Consider the following 18,989-nt stretch of genomic DNA (forward strand, 5'->3'; position numbering starts at 1 on the left):
TTGCTGTTCATGAGAATCGCAGGTGGTGGCTAGTGTGGATGCCAGCAGCGGTTCACAGGAGGTTCAAAAAAAGCCCGCGATGCGGGCTTTGAGAAAGGTCATAGAAGGTGGGCAGGTATTGCCATGGGCCGCTCCACCAGTTTCAGGAGACGTCGATTGTCGATTGTATTCGAGGCAGAGATGTGTCCTGTGACCGTCGGCTCGTACAAGTCGCTACGCCATGGATCATCAAAGTATCTGTGGTAATGGCGTATCCAATACCTATTGGCGCCGGTCAGCTGCAAGCTCCATTCCCGTTCATGCTGTAGTACACAGGGGGCATCGTCGGCGGGATCCCAGCTTTCCGGGGCGCAGTATTCTCCGCCACCCGGGACGCGGTAACGGCGAATTAAGAGGTTGCCGGACGTGCCGATCTGCCAGAGGCCGGGCATCAGAAGGAACTCATGGTCTTCGACCGTACCATTTTCATCCCAGTCGCCCGCGGACACTGTGAGCGCGCTCCCATCGCTGTTGATTTCGAACCAGAAGTGCTCGTTGGGGGCGAAAAAATTGCTCCCTAACGTGTAGATGCCAGGCGCAGAGGCAGCAGTCCAGGCCGGGGCCTCCTTCAGTTGGGCCTGACCAAAAATAGAGCGTGGAATTCCACCTTCACGAGCCACGACATGAACCATCGGCACTTTGCCCGCCTGCTCGGAGAGGAAGACGTATTCGGCAGTTCCCCCGTCGGGGTATTCGAGCAGTAGCTCGCCAGAGGATCCGATTGACCAGGCCGCCGAAATATCTGTGGTCAAGGGGACGCCGGCCCCTGTAATGGACGGCACGGAGATAGTGGCGCTGCCTCCGGTTGCGGTGCTACCGGAGAAAACCATTTCGGAAGCGCGGAACTCCAGGGTTGTGTTTGCACCTGCCTTTGGATCGACGACCTCGCCTTCCTGCGTTGGGTGGGGCATGCTATAAGCCATGCCCAGCTCGAGAAGATCAGCAGCGGCCACCCGGGACGCTGACTTGATTGTCGAGCTGGCCTCGATCGACACGCTACTCTCTGAATCGGGCGCCTCCCCGCCAGGGTAGGTGAAGTAGTTTTCGACATCCACGAGAAGCACATCACTGTGGAGGTCGCGTGCCAACCAGCGAATTCGATTCAGCTGAATGATCTCCTGGCGCTCCACTTGTTGGCCGAGTTCGCTATTCCATACGGAATCCTTGCGCACTACCATGCTGGCACCCTCCAGGAGGACGCCCTCTGCCGTGGCGGTCCACGTGAGGTCCGTGCCATGGTCACGACCGATAAGTCTTCCGGTGCCGTCAGTTAAGAGTTCCAGTTTGTATCCGAGGAGGGGACTCGCTGTTACTGCGTATGGGGAGCTGAAAAAATATGTGTCTGCGATAGAGGTGACAGTTTCCCGGGGCGCGGCCAGAACGAGATCGGGATCGGCAAAAATGGCCTCGCGTGCCGCGTTGTAATCTGTGGAAGCTGTTCGTTTCGCTTTCGCAAGGTAATCTGAGACCGCGTCCGTATCGCTCGCAAAGGCGTAGGAGTCGGTATATCCGTCGGGCATTGCCAGGGTGGTATTAGCGGAATAATCCAGCACGAGTTTGATGGCTGTGGCCAGTTCCAGCGCTATGTCGCCATGTATAGAGGCTCGTGCCTGTAACAACTGGGTGGCGGAGGATATTGGTCCGCCATTTTCCTTTTCGAGCATGGCAGACAAGGCAGTAGAGACGTTGGTGATATTGACTCCAAAGTACTCTTGTGCAACCAGCAATTTGTCTGTGCCGGCCGCTTGCTCCAGCTCGGACACGGTGTTCATTACCGATACCAGCTTCAGTTGGGGATTGGATTCCGGTGCAGTTGCAATTGCGTGGACAATTTCGTCGCCGGTGAAAGAACTGGTATCGATGAACAGTTCGTAGACACCCGCGGCGTCGGCAGTAGTCTGGAAAGTCTCTGAACCAATGAGAACCCGGACCTCGGCATTCGCTACCGGGTTGTCGGTTACTTTTCCGCCAATGGTAAAGCCCTCACCCTGTGGGCCCGGAGCAGTGACCTGGACTGTAACGTCTGCAGAGGCAGTGGCGCCCTCGTTGTCGGTAACCGTGACCGAGATCAGGGCCTGGGCGTTTTCTGTCACGTCGGGGGCGGTAATCGATACGGTTCGCTGATCGGTATTTTCGAGCGTAAGGCTCACCCCGGACTTCTGTACCCAGCTGTACTTGGTTATCGAGCCGTCAGGATCGGATGCCGATGCAGTGATTTCCCCCGAGGAACCGCTGGCGATAGAGGTGTCGGGAGCAGATACCACCGGCGATTGGTTGACGGGGTTGTCACTGCTGTCGTTGCTGCCATTGCTGCCGCCGCCCCCGCCACAAGCGACCAGTAGCACGCTAAGCCCGATGATTATCGGGCGATAGAGTGTTTGTCTAAAGGTAATCATGGGTGTTCCCTAAAAGGATTATTTTTCTTGCTAACCGGAAAATTATACCCCGATTGCGAACAGGCCAGCACTTATAAATCGGCTCCACAAATGTGTGGCAACGCACAGTAGATCCTCTTTTATCGGTGCTGAGAGCGTCGGTGTTACATCGGCAGTGCGACAGTCACCATGCGGAACAGGGCACAGGGCACAGGGCACAGGGCACAGGGCACAGGGCACAGGCTTGTTGCCTGCAGTGGGCTCTGGAAATGGTGGTGGTAATTATTTCAGCTAAAGAACCAGGCAATGCTTAGCCCGACTTTTTTATACAGAGTTGAAGTTTCCGAAAATAAAAAAGGCCGCAAGCGCGGCCTGAAGCAGGGGGGTCAAACAGGGTCAGTTCAGTCTTTCAGTGTCACCAGGTCGTAGCCGGAGAGGGCGGGCACGGAGTCATGCAGTTCGCGCTCGGTTTCATCAAGGGCGGCAACATCCTGGCAGAATTTTTCCGCGCGGGCCTCGAGCCCTTCCGCCCGCGCTTCCACGTCTTTCTCCACTTGCTCGGCAAGCTTCTCGGCGTTGCGCTCGATGCTGCGGCCACCGGTGAACACGGCCTTGAATGCATGCCAGACGATGCTACCGGCGGAGTCCATGGCGATCTCCTCGATACGTGGCTCAAGCTCTTCGCCGATGGTTTCCTCGATAAACTCGCCCACGCCATGCTCGCCAAAGACGAAGACATTGCCTTCCGCGTCGAAGCGCTGTTCCGCCCGTGCGCGGATCTCGGCTGAGGTCTGCTGCAGCTCATTGAAGTCGGGGTGGTCCTGTCCCGCCAGCGCGGCCAGGGTTACGGACACACCGGTAAGGGCGACATCGACCGCTTCCAGGGAAATCATGGTCAGCTCCCGGCTGGCTCCGTAGAGTTCCCGGTGGTAACGCTGGAGCAGCAGGGCCTGCTCTTCGCTGACGTTCACCGGCTGGTCTTCCACCAGCAGCTTGTCCGGTGCCCGGAAGATCAGGAGGGCCTCTTCGTCGCCCGGTTCGGCAAACGTCTGGAAGAAGTCAGGGCCTACCTGCACGTGGTAGTGCAGGTCAGCATTGCACTGTTCATCGCCCGAGATATTGAGGTTGACCTCACTGGCAGAGGCCTGCCCGGCAAGGGTGAGGGCGGCGAAAAAAGTCAGTGGTTTCAACATAAAGGGTGCTCCCGAATTCAGTGCTTTTCGTTATGACGTGGCGAGCGACAGTTTTGGATGCAGTGGTGATAAAGATGTAGCAATCACCCGTGGTCCGATGGTGACTAAGCTGACATTCATCCTGTAAATGCATTCCCGTCCCTGGGTCGCGCTGGCGGATGGCAATTGTGGCGTGTATCCACTCGTCTTGTAACGGTGATCTGTCGCATGAGCGCCACGGCCTGCCGCGGGCGGGATAGAATGGGGCATCCCTGAAGATAAAGACGATAACGGGAGATGGCTGTGAATGGATGCAGGCTATTTCGCCCGGTCCGGGCCGGATTGGGGTTATTGCTGGTGCTCCTTGCGGGTTGCTCCGCGGACAGGGGGCATGGCTCTGCCGAGCGGGCGCAGGCGAGTGCCGAAACCGTGGTTGCCCGCATTGGAGACCGGCCGATAACCATGGCAGAGGTGGATCACGGTATCCGCCTTGAGCGGCACGACCTGGCAGAGGCCGAATTCCGGCTGCGCTCGGGGCAGCTGCGCAAGTTGATCGACAGCAATAACGCCAGCGGTGCAGCGGACGGGGTTGAGTGGCTACTCGAGCCGCCCGCGCCACCGCGGATGGAGATTCCCGTGCAGGGCAGGGACCTGCGGGGGAACCCGGAGGCCCCGGTCACCCTGGCGATCTTCTGCTCTTACCAGTCACCGCACTGCGCGCAGCTCAACCCCATACTCCTGCGCCTGTTAGAGAACTATGCCGGCTGGCTGCGTCTCGCGCCCTTCGACCTGCCGCTGCGCTACCATCGCCAGGGCCCGGCGGCGACGGCTGCGGCCTTTTGTGCCCGCTTGCAGGGAGCCGGCTGGCGCTATGCGGACGGGCTCTACGCCCTTGGCGACCGGCTGGTGGAAGACGGCTTTGTACGTCTCGCCGCGATGCAGGATCTCGACAGGGAAGCTTTCAAGGCTTGCCTGCGGGATCACGCCTCCGCTCCGGGCCTCCCGGCGGACCGGGCCCTGGCATCGGAGCTGGGCCTGCGCAGTGTCCCGGTGGTGTTTATCAACGGCCTCTATACCAAGGGGCCACGGCCCTACGAATACTATGCCCTCTGGATCGACCGCGAGATGGAACGCCTGGGCCTGGATCCGGCGCGGACCCATCCGGAAGCGGCCCGCTTTGCGCCTGGCGGCGCCCTGCCTCCCGAGACTACGCTGCCGCTGGTCCTGAGCGGCACCAGTGTCTCCACTAAAGCGCAGGAATCCATCGCCCTGATCTCGGCGAAAGGCGCCGGTGCCGGCAGCTTCTATAGTGGCGATATGCTGCTCGACGGCGTGCGCCTGGGAGCTATCCGGAAAAGTCATGTCCTGCTGGACAATCGCGGCCGGCTGGAGCGCCTTTCCCTGCGCGGGCAAGAGGCGGAGGGGGTGCGCGTACCCCTCACTTCCCCGGCTCCCAGGGATGAGGAAACAATGCGGCGCATCGAGCAGCCGCAAGGTGAGCAGCGGAAGCTGGTGGAGCCCACAGCCGTGCTTCCCCTGGGTCGGGAGTGGCTGGAGGAGCAGTTGCGCAACCGGGAGGAGCTGGAAAAGCGATTCGTCGCCGCGGAGCACCAGGTGGATGGGCACAACCTGCTCAAGCTGGAGGGGATCGAGGACAGCGAGTTCTTCGCCGCCCTGGGGCTCGAGGAAGGCGATGTGGTGGTGCGGGTCAATGACACTTGGGTGCATAGCGAGCAGAACCAGCTGTGGGATGCGCTCACGAGCGGGCAGGTGGTGGATGTCACCTTCATGCGCAACGGGCTGCCCCAGCGCTATCAGTATGTGGTTGAGGAAAAAGGTTACTTCGAGTCGCCGGAGGATGGCTCGGGCGATAATCGGCGGGAGGACGATGACGGCAGCGGGGACGAGTAACAGGCTCGCGCCTGGGGAGCGACAATAAAAGATAAGCCCCGCCCGGCGGCGGGGCCCGCTCACCGATAAACCTTATTTGTCCGGGTTACCACCCCACATCAGCCCGGCAATCTTGTTCTGGCCCTGGCGGCTCGGATGGAAGCAATCGCCGCCGTCGATATCGTCTTTGCCGAAGCGGAAGGTGCCCACGTTCTGCTGCTCCTCGCCATCGTACTCCGCCACCACTTCTACACCGTTGATGCCGTTGTACGCGGCGGCCTCCTGCTGTAGCACCTCGTTATAGAGCCGCTGCGCGGCAGAAACTCCCGCGAGGCGGGTGGCGAAGCTCTCACCGTTCAGGGTGCCATCGTTGGTGGCGATGCGGCAGATACCGAAGGTCGACCAGGCGCTCTCGCAGTTAACCCGCCAGTTCCTGGTCTGCTTCGCCACTCCGGCATCATACAGGTCCTGGACGCGGGGGACTGAGCCCAGCAACACGGTGGAGCCTGCGGGCAGGCCATTCACCAGCTTGTCCAGGCCGGCCTGGACTGCCGAGCGCCACTGGCCTTCCGAGTAAAGCGGGTCGCTGCAATTGGCCGGGTCGACACAGTCGCGGTTGCAGATATCGTTGCCTCCCAGTACCACTTCCACATGGTCAGCCACAACCGTCTGCGAGAGGATGCGGTCGGCCTGGATGCTGAAGCTGTCACCGCCGCCACGCATTTCCGCCCCCGAGCGAGCCGCATTCTTGTTCGCGGCGATATTCGGGTCGAGGAGTTTGTAGCGGTCGTGCACGCTGTAGACGTCGGAATCGTAGCCGTCGAACCAGCTGTGCTCCGGCTGGTCGCCACCCAGGAGGCAGAAGAAGCCGCCGGTAAAGAATGTGTTGCCGGTACAGTCAGCGGCAAAGCCCATGGTGATACTGTCCCCGGCGGCCACGGCCTTGGCGGGGGTCGCCATTGCCTGGCCACTGGCCAACAGCGTTGATAGTGCAATCAATGCGAAGAGTCTGACTCCGTGCATGGTTTTTCTCCGTTCACGCTGAAATTAGTTGTTCGTTATTTTCCGGTGAGCACGGAGATACTAGGTGGCCGGCGAGCCACTGGTTGGCAGGATTGCGCCGACCAGTTGGTCTGTCAGCGGCTTTGGGATCTTCTTCGCATTCGTGTCGTCAGTCGCTACGCACGCCGGTGAGCCAGAAGTGGTGCAGACTTACCAGTTCCCGGATCGATGCCGGTTGTCGTGGAAGTTGGGCCAGGCTCGACTGAGGCCGCAACGGGAAAAGAAGAATTGAAAAGGTGGAATTACGGAGGAATTCTGTTGCGAAGCAGGGCTTCACTAGCCGCGAATAAACTGTGACTTCTTCACCCAGTGGCTGCCGCGGTAACGGCGGGTGGGTGTCGACGTTTTCCTGGCCCAGAAGTAATCGCGGTTGAACTGGAACTCCACCTCGTAGCCCTCGGCCAGCGCGGCCAGCGGCATCGCCTGCCAGGTGGTCTGGCGGCGCTTGCTGGTTGCCTCGAGCAGGTACTCTCGGTTGTTGACGATGGCCACCACCCAGGCATGTCCCTGGCCCTTGTGGGTACCCATGGCCACCCGCGCGTCGACGCCCAGGTTGATGAGCCAGTCGGCCAGCAGAATGGCGTGATCCTCGCAGTCGCCGCGGGCCTGGTAGTAGGCCTGGCGCGACGTCTGCCAGATGTCGGAGAGTCCCGCATACTGCAGGTGGTCGTACTGGTACTGCTTGCGGGTGGCGAGGCTGTACAGGGGCACCCAGAGCTCCTCGGTCTCGAATGGCTGGAAGCCCACCAGGTAGCTGTTGGCGAAGTGGTGCTTGCTGTCCAGGCCGCGCGCCGAGGCGGTGACGTCGGCGATGCCCTGCCAGTTCCAGATGGAGACGTAGGCGCTTTCCGCTTCACTGCGCCGCCCTACCATCCTCTGTACCAGTTCCTCGGTAATGGGCCGGCTGCTGCCACTCACGCGTACCAGGCCCCGCTGGGAGTCCTGTTGGTCTTTGTCTGTAGGGCTATCCAGCGGCAGGATCCGGCGGGCTTCCTCCGGTGTGAAGTGTTCATTACCGGCCTGCCGTTCGGCCTCCAGCAACAGCTCCGGCAGGATGAGGATTCCCGCCAGCAAAAAGATGGGCCACAGACTGCGCATGATCAGCCCTTGAGGCCGAAGGAAATAATCAGGGCTACAAAAATGAGAATGGTAGAGGCAAAGATAGCCACCGCAATATTTCCCTGTTTCAGCTCTCCCTCGATATCCACATGTTTAAGCAGTTTCTTGTCGATGGCGATTAAAGCAAATATGCCGATAAATAGTGCCAGCAGGGTGTAGAGCAGGTTGACGCCGAGGTTGAACAGGGTGGCGGTGAGAAATTCGAGTTCCATCTGGTAAGTGAGATCCGTTGATTATCTGAGGGCCGATTAAATCATAAAGGATTTGCGGATTCATCTGCGCCAGAGGTGGCGACGACTTCAGGTGTAGGGTGTAGAAAAAAGCGGCGGGGTCGCGTTGCGGGAATAAATATCATGGGAGTCAGCCATTGCACGGCATAAAAAAAAGGGGGCCAGAGGCCCCCTTTCTTTTGGTACTGCTAACTCAACGGTTTAACGGTTCTTCGGACCACCGCCCTTGCCGCCACCGCCGTTACCGCCGCCACCGGTGCCGCCACCGGAGCCGGGGTTGCTGCCGGTACAGGCATTGGCTGCCAGGTAGTCGAAGGCTGCCTTGGCCTGTACCAGGCCGTAACCGTAGGCGTCATCACGTCCGGCCACGCCCAGGTCTTCCGCCGTGGCATTCATGGCCGCGCGGATCTCACCCGGTGCACAGTTCGGGTAGTGGCTCCACACCAGGCCCGCTACGCCGGCGACGTGTGGGGTGGCCATGGAGGTGCCGTTGAAGTAGGCGTAGTCGCCCGCCTCGACTGCCACGGTGGCAGCCGCGCCCAGCTGGTTCATCAGCGCCGCGCCGTCGCTATCGGAGATACCTACAGACGGGATATTGGTCGCTACGCCACCCAGGGTGCCGTACAGCATGCCGGGCTCATTGTTATAAATGATGGCGCCCACGCCGCCGCCGGCCTCACAGTTGAGGACCTTGTCGGCAAAGCTGATGCTGCCGCGGGAAATCAGGCAGATTTCACCGGCCGCCTCGGTACAGGCGTAATCACCGATGCCGCAGTCCACCAGCGATCCGCTGGCGCTGCCCATGGCGCTGTCTTCCATTCCGGCGGAGGCTACGTCGCTGCCGCCCACGGTGACCGAACTGACCACAGCGCTGCCCACAGGTACTGAGGAGAGCACGTTGACGCCTGGGCCTGCCAGTTCAACCTGGTTGGTCTGCTGGGAGAAATCCGCAATCACCTTGTTGCTGTCGATCGCAGCAATGGACATGACCGAGTCGTAAGACGCCGGGTAGGAGTGACGCGTGTTGCCATCGTTACCGGCGGCAGCGATGGAGAGCACACCGCGGTTGGCGTAAAGATCGGCGAAGGCCGCGTCTTCGGTGCGTGACTTCAGAGAACCGCCGAGGCTCATGTTGATGACGTTGGCGCCGTTGTCGGCACAGGTATCGGCCGCGGCGACCAGTGAGGAGGAGTAGCCCCAACCCTCCGCAGTGAACACCTTGACGATGTGCAACTTGACGTTGCCATTCGGCATCACGCCGACCACGCCGGTGCTGTTGTTGATGGCGGCAATGGTGCCAGCCACGTGGGTGCCGTGGCCGTTCTGGTCTTCGTACCAGTTGCCGGTGCCGGAATCGTTCGTGCCGGTCACCATATTGCCGGACAGGTCCTCGTGGCTGATGTCATAGCCGGAGTCGATGATACAGACGGTGCTGTTGCCGGCGACGGTGTCACTGACCTGGTCGGCCTGGACCATGGGAATACCAAAGGGTACTTCCTGGGCCAGGAGCCAGCGCTTGGCGTCCTTCTCGACGTATTCCACATTCGGATTGTTCCGCATGGCATTCAGTGCCTTGTCGGAGAGCATCGCCGCCACGGCGTTGCGCTTCTCCAGGGCGAGGGCGGTGCGACCACCGGCCTTGTTGAGCTGTGCCTTGACTTCGGCACTCTTGCCCGCCTTGAACTTGATGATATAGCGGTCTTCGGCGGCACTCGCATGTGCGGCAACGCTTGTGGCGATGGCACTGGCGAGCAGTGTGGGTAGGATCTTCTTCATGAATCGAGCTCCGGATGGGCTGCTGTATTTCTTATCGTGGATTGCACCACCTTGGTGCCATTGCCGCTGTACTGCCTCGCTCATGTCCGGCCGGCACATCCCTGGTGGAGAAGGAGAAAATTAGCAGCTCATTCACCCGCGGCAATCGAATTATTTTGCTTATGTGAAACCCATTGCAAAACCTGAAATTGGCGCCTGTTTTCTCATAATTTTATTGGGGGATCAGTGCCGTGGTCCGTCTAGGTCAGAGCAGCCCAACGCCATAATTAGTACAGACGTACGCGTCGCCCTGGTGGTGTTGTCAGCTTAATTTTATAAGTACCAACTGGCGCTCAAGTCGCGAATGTCAGCCTGTTCATATTTGTCCGGTGCTCCGATACGGCTTTTGTAGATTGGATCCCGATCGCGCCTCAAAAGTGCGCACAAAAAAAGCCCCTCCGGACGGCTTACCGGGTCGGGATAGTTTTGCTGGTTGCCTGCTGCAGATGCAGTGGTCGCCGTTCATATCCAGCTTACCTCGGCAGGAAGTCCTTTCTGCACCTCCTTTAATAGCGACTCGCTAACCTGCTTAGTATGCATTGGGGCACAGGCTTTTATCGGCTGCTGTTCCGTGGTGCCGCCACTATTAATGGGGTACGTCCCAAATTTAGTTACAAAATGGCGGCTGGTGCCGGCAAACGGCCCCGGGCGCTGGGGCCGTTGCAGCTCGAGGAGGGGTCAGTAGGCGTTGCGGATCATCTCGATACCCGGCTGGATGGCACGGCGCCAGGCGCCGTCGATTGCCGGGGAAAACTCTGCATCGTGGCGCGCCACGGTATCCATTAGCGCATCCAGCCACACGGAGTAGAGCTCGGGGCGCACGTTGTAGCCGCTGCGGGAGTGGCTTTGGCCCAGTGCGCGCAGCTTGCTGTCGGGCATGCCGCGGGCCACCAGGATCAGCTGCATGATGCCGTTACGTAGCAGGTGGCGCTGCTGCTTCATGTCGGTATCGCGAAACATGTCGCGCACGTCGGTCGACGTGCCCATGAAACGGTCGTAGAAATCGACAAAGAACTGCGGGTTGTTGCAGCAACGTCCATAGCTCTGGAAAACAATATCGCTGTCGGGGGTTTCCATCCTGTAATTCCTTCCTGGCCGGTGGCGGGATTGATAACTGCTCTTGCCAGCCGCGGTGCCCGCGGGGCGGCGCGATTCTATACGTCGCGAGCGCTTTCGGAAACCGGTTGCCGGTCGGATGGGAGGGGGATGGCCGGCGGGCCCTAGCTGGCGCTGTCCTCGTGCCGCAGGCTTACCGCCGCGGTGCCGTCGGCCTGTAACTCAACCGATACAGTGATGGGGCGACAGCAGACCTGGCAGTCCTCGATATAGGCCTGGTCGCCCGCAGACAGGTCCACCAGCAACGTTATCGGTTCGCCGCAGTAGGGGCAGTTTTCCGTATATTCCTGCAGTGGTTCCATCAGCGCCCTCCCGGCAGGTAGCGGGATACCCAGGCCACGAGGGTTTCCGCCACATAGTCGGCATCCTCACGGCGGGTCAGCAGGTGGTCGGCGTCGTCGAGGCTGATAAAGCTCTTGGGGTGCCTGGCGCGGCTGTAGATTGCCGCCGCCTCATCGATGTGAACAGTCCTGTCCGCCGGTGAGTGGTAGATCAATAGCGGCCGGCCGAGCTCGCGGATATAGTCGCCATCGTGGCTCTCAAGGTCCTCTACCAGCTGCCGCTTGATGGTGAACGGTCGCCCGGCCAGGTCGACTTCGGCCTCGCCCCGGGACTCGATGGTGTCCAGGGCGCAGGCGAACTGCTTGATCACGTGGTCGGGGTCCGCGGGAGCGGCGATGGTGACAACGGCCCGGGCCTCCTCGATCCGCGACGCCGCAGCCAGCACCGCGGCGCCACCCAGGCTGTGGCCGATCAGCAGGTCTACCGGGTGATGCTCCCGGTGCAGGAAGTCCGCCGCGCTCAGGAGGTCGCGGATATTGGAGCTGAAGTTGGTATCGGCGAAATTGCCCTCACTGTCGCCGAGCCCGGTAAAATCGAACCGCAGCACCGCGCAGCCGAGGTCCGCCAGCCGGCGGGCGATGCGGGCGGCAGCCAGTACATCCTTGCCGCAGGTGAAGCAATGCGCGAACAGCGCCCAGGCCCGCGGCTCGCCCTCATCCGGTAGTTCCATGATCCCCGACAGGGTGGCTTCGCTGCCCCCCCTGAAGGTCACTTGCTGTCGCTTGGCCATTCTGGCTCCCCCTGATGGGCCCGATTGGTGGTCAACAATAGTACGGAGTCAGTGCTGTGAGGGCCAATTCCGGGGTGGTCGGACGATATTGACAGCGTTATCAATCGCATTGCTGTCGGCAGTAACGGCGCGCTGTTGATATAATCCGCGCCCACTTTGGGTACAGAACGCAATATTTCACAACACAGCAGAGGGGATTGGCGATGGCGGTCAAACTGATGACGGACCTGGACCTGGCGGACAAGCGTGTACTGATTCGCGAGGACCTGAACGTGCCGGTAAAGGGAGGCGAGGTGACCTCGGATGCCCGCATCCGCGCGGCGCTCCCCACCATCAAGGCCGCTGTCGACGCAGGGGCGAAAGTGCTGCTGATGTCCCACCTGGGCCGCCCCACCGAGGGCGAATACGCCGAGGAGTACTCCCTGGCGCCGGTGGCCGCGCACCTGGGCAAGCTGCTGGGCCGCGAAGTGCCGGTGATCCGCGACTGGCAGGACGGGGTCGAGCTGGCCGCGGGCGAGGTGGCGCTGCTGGAGAATGTGCGCTTCAACAAGGGCGAGAAGAAGGATGATCCCGAGCTCGCGCAAGCCTATGCCGGCCTGTGTGACATCTTCGTGATGGACGCCTTCGGCACCGCTCACCGGGCCCAGGCCTCCACACATGGTGTGGCCAAATTCGCCCCGGTGGCCTGTGCCGGGCCGCTGCTGGCGGCGGAGCTGGACGCGCTGGAGAAGGCGCTGGCCGAGCCCGCGCGGCCGATGGTGGCGATCGTCGGTGGCTCCAAGGTGTCCACCAAGCTGACCGTACTGGAGACCCTGTCGGCGAAGGTGGACCAGCTGATCGTGGGCGGCGGTATCGCGAATACCTTCCTCGCTGCCGCCGGTAAGCCGGTGGGCAAGTCCCTGTGCGAGCACGAACTGACCGACACTGCCAGCGCGCTGATGGAGAAGTGCGAGATCCCCCTGCCGGTGGATGTGGTGACCGGCAAGGAGTTCAGTGAGACCGCCGCGGCCGAGACCAAGCCGGTGGATGAGGTCGAGGCCGACGACATGATTTTCGATATCGGCCCCGAATCCTCCGCGAAGCTTGCCGAGATCCTCAAGGACGCGAAGACCATTATCTGGAACGGTCCGGTGGGGGTGTTCGAGTTCGACCAGTTCGGCGGCGGCACCGAGCACCTGTCGAAAGCCATCGCCGACAGCGATGCCTTCTCCATTGCCGGGGGTGGTGACACCCTGGCGGCGGTGGACAAATACGGTATCGCCGACAAGGTCTCCTACATTTCCACCGGCGGTGGTGCCTTCCTTGAATACGTCGAGGGCAAGACCCTGCCGGCGGTGGCCATGCTGGAGGAGCGCGCCGCCGAGTGACGGCGCGCCGCTAGAGGCCGAGTTTTCCCAGGTCACCCCGGCGCAGATCGGGGGACCTATCTAGAGAGATGTCAAAAAACCAAAGGTAAATTCCATGGCATTGATTAGCTTGCGTCAACTGCTGGACCACGCCGCCGAGCACGGCTACGGGGTCCCGGCGTTCAACGTCAACAACCTGGAGCAGATGCGCGCGATCATGGAGGCGGCCAAAGAGACCGACTCCCCGGTGATCGTGCAGGCCTCTGCCGGTGCGCGCAAATATGCCGGCGCACCCTTCCTGCGCCACCTGATCCTGGCTGCGATCGAGGAATTCCCGGGGATCCCGGTGGTGATGCACCAGGACCACGGCACCAGCCCGGCCGTCTGCCAGCGCTCCATCCAGCTGGGCTTCAGCTCGGTGATGATGGACGGCTCCCTGCAGGAAGACGGCAAGACCCCGGCCTCTTATGAGTACAACGTCGACGTTACCCGGCGTGCGGTGGAAATGGCGCACGCCTGTGGCGTGTCCGTGGAGGGCGAGCTGGGCTGCCTGGGCTCACTGGAAACTGGCATGGCCGGCGAGGAAGACGGCGTTGGCGCCGAGGGCCAGCTGTCCCACGACCAGCTGCTGACCGACCCGGAAGAGGCTGCGGACTTCGTGCAGAAGACCCAGGTGGACGCACTGGCGATCGCCTGCGGCACCAGCCACGGTGCCTACAAGTTTACCCGCCCGCCCACGGGCGACATCCTCGCCATCGATCGGATCAAGGAGATCCACGCGCGCATCCCGGACACGCACCTGGTGATGCACGGTTCCTCCTCGGTGCCGCAGGAGTGGCTGGCGGTGATCAACGAGTTCGGCGGTGAGATCCCCGAGACCTACGGTGTGCCGGTCGAGCAGATCTGCGAGGGCATCAAGCACGGCGTGCGCAAGGTCAATATCGATACCGACCTGCGCCTGGCCTCCACCGGTGCCACCCGCCGCTTCCTGGCCGAGAACCCGTCCGAGTTCGATCCGCGCAAGTTCTACAAGGCAGCCCTGACCGCCATGAAGGACATCTGCGTGGCCCGCTACGAGGCGTTCGGCACCGCCGGCAATGCCAGCAAGATCCGCCCGCTGGGGCTGGAGGCCATGTACCAGCGCTACGAGGCCGGCGAACTGGAGCCGAAAATCAAGTAACGAGCCGATAGCCGATTAATACAAACCGGTTAATACAGAAAAGGGGCGCCCCCTCAGGAGGCGCCCCTTTTTTGTTTCCGCTCCATGAGGTGGTAACAGCGGCTGCCCGTCGCGGTGGGGTGAAAGTGACTGATAGCGAGGGCCGGGCTGGCCCCTTGAGCCGCTCGCTTGCACGCGCCACGCCAACAGGGGCATTATCGTTGCTCGTAACCTCTCCGGGCCCCTGTGGCAGCGGCCTCAAAAAACAAGAAACATGGCGGAATCACTGATCGTGCTGGAGCCGCAGGCCGACAAGGGCCTGCAGCAACAGATTCGTGAAAAAATTATCCAGGGTATCCTTTCCGGCGGTATCCCGGCGGGCCACCGGATGCCTTCCTCGCGCCGGCTCGCCGGGCAACTGGGGGTTGCCCGCAACACCGTGGTATTGGCCTACCAGCAGCTGGTGGATGACGGCTTCCTGGTGACTCGCGAGCGCAGCGGGTTTTACGTCACCGATTCCGTGCAGTCCCATGGTGTTATCAGCCCCGGTGAATCCGGCACCGGTGTGGCGACCAGCGAGCCGGATCGTGCCTTCTGGCGGGAGCGGTGCAACCCTGTGCATGTCAGCCGCCGCGCCCTGCGCTCTCGTCCGGCCAACTGGCTGCAGTACCCCTTTCCGTTTATCAGTAATGAATACGACCCGCGCCTGTTCCCGGGGGCGGAGTGGCGGGAGTGCTCGCGGGATATATATGCCGGCCGCGAAGTCGCCCAGTGGGCGACGCTCGGCGCCAATGAGGATGACCGCCAGCTGGTGGAACAGATCTGCACCCGCTTGTTGCCGCGGCGCGGTATCTACGTCGATCCCGGGCAGGTGCTCGTGACCAGCGGTCTCGACCAGGCGTGCTACCTGCTGGGCGAGCTGTTTATGGGAACCGGCCGGCAGCTGGCGATGGTCAGGCCGGCCTGTGCCGGGACGGAGGAGATCTTCCTCGCTACCGGGGTCAACGTTAACGCCGTTACGCAGGACAGCGACGGCCCCGAGCTGGGGACGGGGCTCACTGACAGTGACTGCTGGTACCTGCAGCCCAATGCCCACAACCCGACCGCGGTGACCACCAGCCTGGAACGTCGCCGCCAGTTGCTGCGCCTGGCCGGTGAACAGGGGGCGGTCATTATCGAGAATGATTGCGAGCACGACTTCTGCTATCACGGCAGCCCCCTGCCGCCATTGAAAAGCCTTGCCGGCGGTGAGTCGGTGATCTACCTCTACCAGCTGCCCAGGGCGGTTGACCCGGGGATGCAACTCGCAGTTATGGTGGCGCCCAAGCCGGTGGTCCAGCGATTGCGGGCCCTGCGTCATACCCTGCGCGAGCGGGTGCCGGCGATCAACCAGCGCCTGCTGGCGAAATTCATCGCCGCCGGCCACCTGGATGCCGCTACCTTCCGCATCACTCGCCAGCTGCGGGAGCGCTGGGTGGCACTGGGCGAGGCGCTCATGCACCACCTGCCCAAACTACTGGTTCGCCGTGCCAGTTGCGGCACCGCCTGCTGGCTGGAGTTGCCGGACCGGGTCAGCGCCGAGCAGTTGCAGAAACAGGCTGAGCAGCAGGGGCTGCTGCTGGAGGTGGTGCGCGAATACAACGCGCTGAGGATCGGGTTTTCCGCCATCGAGGCGGACCGCATCGAGGCTGGGGTGAGTATCCTGGCAAGCCTGATCAACGGCGAGTTGTCGCAGGATGAGGAGACGCTGGCCACCACCGGGGGCCGCCGCCTCAATGCCGCAGACATCACCGCGGAGTTTCCGGGCACTGTCCTGCTCGGTACCAATGCACTTGGCGAGTCCTACCGTATCGAGGTGCTGGAGGACGGCACCCTGCAGGGGTATGCGCGCAACGACGTCGACGTGGACGAGACAGACACGGGGCACTGGTGGCTGCAGGGTGATATGTGGGTGCGGCAGTGGCGCAACTGGTCCTACGGCCGCCAGGCGGCCTTTTACGTGGTGCGCGACGCGCACCAGGTCAAGTGGTTCAACGAGGAGGGCCTGCTGATCGACACCGGGATCGTCGCCCGGGAATAGTCGGGCTCGCCACAGCGGGCAGCAAGGCTATCCGCGATGGGGTATCAGGATTGAGCCCGGTCGAGCCGCGCTGCCGATGGCAGTGCAAGCATGCAAACCAGCAGCATGAAGCAGGCAATTCCCACCAGCTGGGTGTAGCTGCCGCCGCCGGAAATAAAGTATCCGGCCACCAGCGGGCCACAGGCCAGTCCCATCTTCGAGGCAAAACCGCCGAACGCCCCCATCTGGCCCGCGCTGTCGAACCTGGAGGCCATGGTCAGCAGGTAGGGCACACAGAATGCCCAGGTCATGCCGGTGGCAATGTTGGCGAGGATAAAGACCGGCCTGATATTGCTGAAGGCGAACATGGCCAGGCCCAACAGGGTGATCAGCAGGGCGATCCCGAGCGGGGCTGCCAGGGGGAAGCGCTGTCCCGTGTAAGCGGCGAGCGCCGCACCGCCGATGGCAATCAGGTTGGCCCAGAACAGGGTCTGGCTGATGAAGTCGAGCGGCAGGGCAAACGACTTGCCCAGGTCGAAGATAAAGGCGAACAGAGCCATGTTCGCGAACTGGAAGCAGAACAGCGCCCCCAGGGTGATCACCATCGGGGTTAGGGAAGGCCGCTCCTGCGCAATCGCCTCACCTACTTCCGTATCCGTCGGCAGCAGGGTCTTCCCGGCTCCCCGCGGCAGGGGGTAATCTGCCACAAACGGGAGCATCGCCAGTGTCAGGGTGCTGAAGGTAACCAGTGCATAGAAGGGCACATAGGTCCCGTGCTGCTGGACCAGCCCCGGCAGCACCAGCAGGCCGATGGCGCCGCCCGTGTACTGCACCAGCAATACCATGCTGTAAGCGCGCCCGGCGATACCGCTGCGTGCGATGGCCGCAAAGCCGAGTCCCACAAGTGCCCCGCCCAGGATGCCGTGTGCCAGCCGCAGGGGCTTCAGCAGTTCTATATTGCCAAGGCTGATAGTCAGCAGGTCCATGCCGATAGAGGCCACGAGCAGGCAGGCGGCAGCCAGTTTCCAGCGGGGTATCCTGCGGACAAGGAGGGAAATACAGAAAGCGCCGATCACCGCGCCGACCGTGTTGGCAAAAGTGATTTCCCCGGCCTGTGCTGCGGAGAGCCCGGCACCGGCCATCAGCGAGTCCACGATCACGGGGAAAATATTCACATAATAGAGCCCCGCCGACGACAGGAAGGCCAGCAGCAAGCTGGCAACCCAGCCATCTTCCGCCGCCCGCGGGAATCCCCCGCCCAATAATCCGCTGGCAGCGGCAGGCCGCCCCGGTTCAGTGATGCTTTCTGCGTTGTGGCTCATTGGTTCTCCCGGAACGGCTTTCGATCAGCATAACTTCTTTAGGACTTCCTGTGATGCGGGCGAGTCCGACGTTGCTGGCCCTAAGCTAACGCATAGCCACCGCACGAATAGTGCCAGTTGGGTCCGGGCGATGGGGCCAGCGGCAGAATTACGACCGTGCGGCCGGGCATTTTTCCGCCTGGCCTCATCGACAGCACGCATCTGGACCTATCGACCTCCCACCCAATTATCCAAGATACAGCCAGATCAAAGGCCCGGCCGAGCGGCGGGGCAACAAGCAGGAATCAATCTGGTGATGAAGAACAGGACATTCGGGATAGCGGCGCTGCAGTTGCGACTGGACGAGGCAGACAACCTGGAGCTGCTGTTGCAACGCATCCAGAAAACCAAGCTGCGCTATCCATGGGTACAGATGATTGTGCTGAGCGAACTGGCGCTGCGCGGTGTGGGGGTGCAGCACGCCCGGGAGCTGCCTTCGCCGGAAGAGCAGGCCTTCTGTCGAAGTGCCCGCGAGCTCGGGATCTGGCTGGTGCCCGGCTCCATGTACGAAAAGTGCGGCAGCTCGGTGTTCAACACCACCCCGGTCATCAACCCGGACGGTGAAGTGGTGGGGCGCTATCGCAAGATCTACCCGTTCCTGCCCTATGAGCGGGGCGTTGCCAGCGGTGGCCAGTTCCTGGTTTTCGATGTTCCGGATGTAGGCCGCTTCGGGGTCTCCATCTGCTACGACATGTGGTTTCCGGAAACGACCCGGGCCCTGACCTGGCTGGGAGCGGAGGTCATTATCCATCCCACCAAGACAGACACTATCGATCGCCGCGACGAGCTGGCGATTGTGCGCGCCAGTGCCGTCACCAACCAGTGCTACATCGTCGATGTGAATTCGGCCGGGGCGCAGGGCGTGGGACGCTCGATCATCGTGGGGCCCGAGGGTGAGACAGTCCACGAGGCTTCGGTGGAGGAGGAGGTTATCCCGTTCGAGCTCGACCTGGAGAAAGTTACCCGTGTCCGCGAGCGCGGCATGAAAGGCCTCGGCCAGGTACTAAAGAGCTTCCGCGATACGCCAGTGCATTACCCCCAATACGATGAAAATGCGGTCTCTCCTGCCTATGCGCAATTGGGACCATTGAAGGTACCGGAGTAACGGCCGGGAGCAACCCGGGTCATTTTATTTCAAGGCAACGACACCAAACGGCGCAGTCAGGCCGATACA

15 protein-coding genes are annotated in these 18,989 nt (G+C 61.8%); 5 read left to right on the plus strand and 10 right to left on the minus strand.

What is annotated here, in order from left to right; all coding sequences use genetic code 11:
- Positions 1–98 precede the first annotated feature (98 nt).
- Together BLT26_RS13960 and BLT26_RS13965 are read right to left on the minus strand one after the other, a co-directional pair.
- Positions 99–2,435 carry a PKD domain-containing protein gene (locus tag BLT26_RS13960; protein WP_091515718.1) on the minus strand — a complete coding sequence of 779 codons (2,337 nt, stop codon included), beginning with the start codon at positions 2,433–2,435 and terminating at the stop codon, positions 99–101.
- Positions 2,436–2,815: 380 nt separating this feature from the next.
- Positions 2,816–3,607, minus strand: a complete 792-nt coding sequence (locus tag BLT26_RS13965; protein WP_091515722.1) for a DUF2884 family protein — start codon at positions 3,605–3,607, stop codon at positions 2,816–2,818.
- Positions 3,608–3,943: 336 nt separating this feature from the next.
- On the opposite strand from BLT26_RS13965, the gene BLT26_RS13970 reads away from it, so the two are divergent.
- On the plus strand, positions 3,944–5,497 hold the full coding sequence (locus BLT26_RS13970) for a thioredoxin domain-containing protein (protein WP_245720716.1): 1,554 nt from the start codon (positions 3,944–3,946) through the stop codon (positions 5,495–5,497).
- Positions 5,498–5,569: 72 nt separating this feature from the next.
- On the opposite strand, the gene BLT26_RS13975 is transcribed toward BLT26_RS13970, so the two are convergent.
- The 7 genes from BLT26_RS13975 to BLT26_RS14005 all read right to left on the minus strand — a co-directional run bounded on the left by BLT26_RS13975 (position 5,570) and on the right by BLT26_RS14005 (position 11,890).
- Entirely contained in the window at positions 5,570–6,499 is a 930-nt protein-coding gene (locus BLT26_RS13975) for an SGNH/GDSL hydrolase family protein (RefSeq protein ID WP_091515728.1), read from the minus strand.
- Positions 6,500–6,814: 315 nt separating this feature from the next.
- The gene (locus BLT26_RS13980) at positions 6,815–7,636 is read right to left on the minus strand and encodes a transglutaminase domain-containing protein (protein WP_091515732.1); all 822 of its coding nucleotides are present in this window, start codon (positions 7,634–7,636) and stop codon (positions 6,815–6,817) included.
- A 2-nt stretch (positions 7,637–7,638) separates the two neighbouring features.
- Positions 7,639–7,869, minus strand: coding sequence for a DUF350 domain-containing protein (locus tag BLT26_RS13985; RefSeq protein WP_091515736.1), 231 nt, complete (start codon positions 7,867–7,869; stop codon positions 7,639–7,641).
- A gap of 219 nt (positions 7,870–8,088) precedes the next feature.
- Entirely contained in the window at positions 8,089–9,663 is a 1,575-nt protein-coding gene (locus tag BLT26_RS13990) for a S8 family serine peptidase (RefSeq protein WP_091515741.1), read from the minus strand.
- Between the two features lie 717 nt (positions 9,664–10,380).
- A complete protein-coding gene (locus BLT26_RS13995) occupies positions 10,381–10,779 on the minus strand; it encodes a globin (RefSeq protein WP_091515745.1) in 399 nt (132 codons plus the stop codon).
- 143 nt (positions 10,780–10,922) lie between these two features.
- The gene (locus tag BLT26_RS14000) at positions 10,923–11,120 is read right to left on the minus strand and encodes a CPXCG motif-containing cysteine-rich protein (RefSeq protein WP_091515749.1); all 198 of its coding nucleotides are present in this window, start codon (positions 11,118–11,120) and stop codon (positions 10,923–10,925) included.
- Positions 11,120–11,890 carry an alpha/beta hydrolase family protein gene (locus BLT26_RS14005; RefSeq protein ID WP_091515752.1) on the minus strand — a complete coding sequence of 257 codons (771 nt, stop codon included), beginning with the start codon at positions 11,888–11,890 and terminating at the stop codon, positions 11,120–11,122. Before BLT26_RS14005 ends, BLT26_RS14000 begins: the two co-directional genes overlap by 1 nt.
- 203 nt (positions 11,891–12,093) lie before the next feature.
- Between BLT26_RS14005 and BLT26_RS14010 the strand changes: the two genes are divergently transcribed.
- The 3 genes from BLT26_RS14010 to BLT26_RS14020 all read left to right on the plus strand — a co-directional run bounded on the left by BLT26_RS14010 (position 12,094) and on the right by BLT26_RS14020 (position 16,475).
- Entirely contained in the window at positions 12,094–13,257 is a 1,164-nt protein-coding gene (locus BLT26_RS14010; RefSeq protein ID WP_091515755.1) for a phosphoglycerate kinase, read from the plus strand.
- Positions 13,258–13,351: 94 nt separating this feature from the next.
- Positions 13,352–14,416 (plus strand): class II fructose-bisphosphate aldolase, encoded by a 1,065-nt coding sequence (gene fba, locus BLT26_RS14015; RefSeq protein ID WP_091515759.1) that lies wholly within the window; start codon positions 13,352–13,354, stop codon positions 14,414–14,416.
- A 253-nt stretch (positions 14,417–14,669) separates the two neighbouring features.
- The gene (locus BLT26_RS14020) at positions 14,670–16,475 is read left to right on the plus strand and encodes an aminotransferase-like domain-containing protein (protein WP_091515764.1); all 1,806 of its coding nucleotides are present in this window, start codon (positions 14,670–14,672) and stop codon (positions 16,473–16,475) included.
- 44 nt (positions 16,476–16,519) lie between these two features.
- Here the strand turns inward: BLT26_RS14020 and BLT26_RS14025 are convergent, their stop codons facing one another.
- Complete coding sequence (locus BLT26_RS14025) at positions 16,520–17,776, minus strand: MFS transporter (RefSeq protein ID WP_091515768.1); 1,257 nt, start codon at positions 17,774–17,776, stop codon at positions 16,520–16,522.
- A gap of 295 nt (positions 17,777–18,071) precedes the next feature.
- Here BLT26_RS14025 and BLT26_RS14030 point away from each other — a divergent pair, with 295 nt between their 5' ends.
- The gene (locus tag BLT26_RS14030) at positions 18,072–18,920 is read left to right on the plus strand and encodes a carbon-nitrogen hydrolase family protein (RefSeq protein WP_091515772.1); all 849 of its coding nucleotides are present in this window, start codon (positions 18,072–18,074) and stop codon (positions 18,918–18,920) included.
- Positions 18,921–18,989 lie beyond the last annotated feature (69 nt).

The organism is Microbulbifer yueqingensis (assembly GCF_900100355.1).
Lineage (GTDB): Bacteria > Pseudomonadota > Gammaproteobacteria > Pseudomonadales > Cellvibrionaceae > Microbulbifer > Microbulbifer yueqingensis.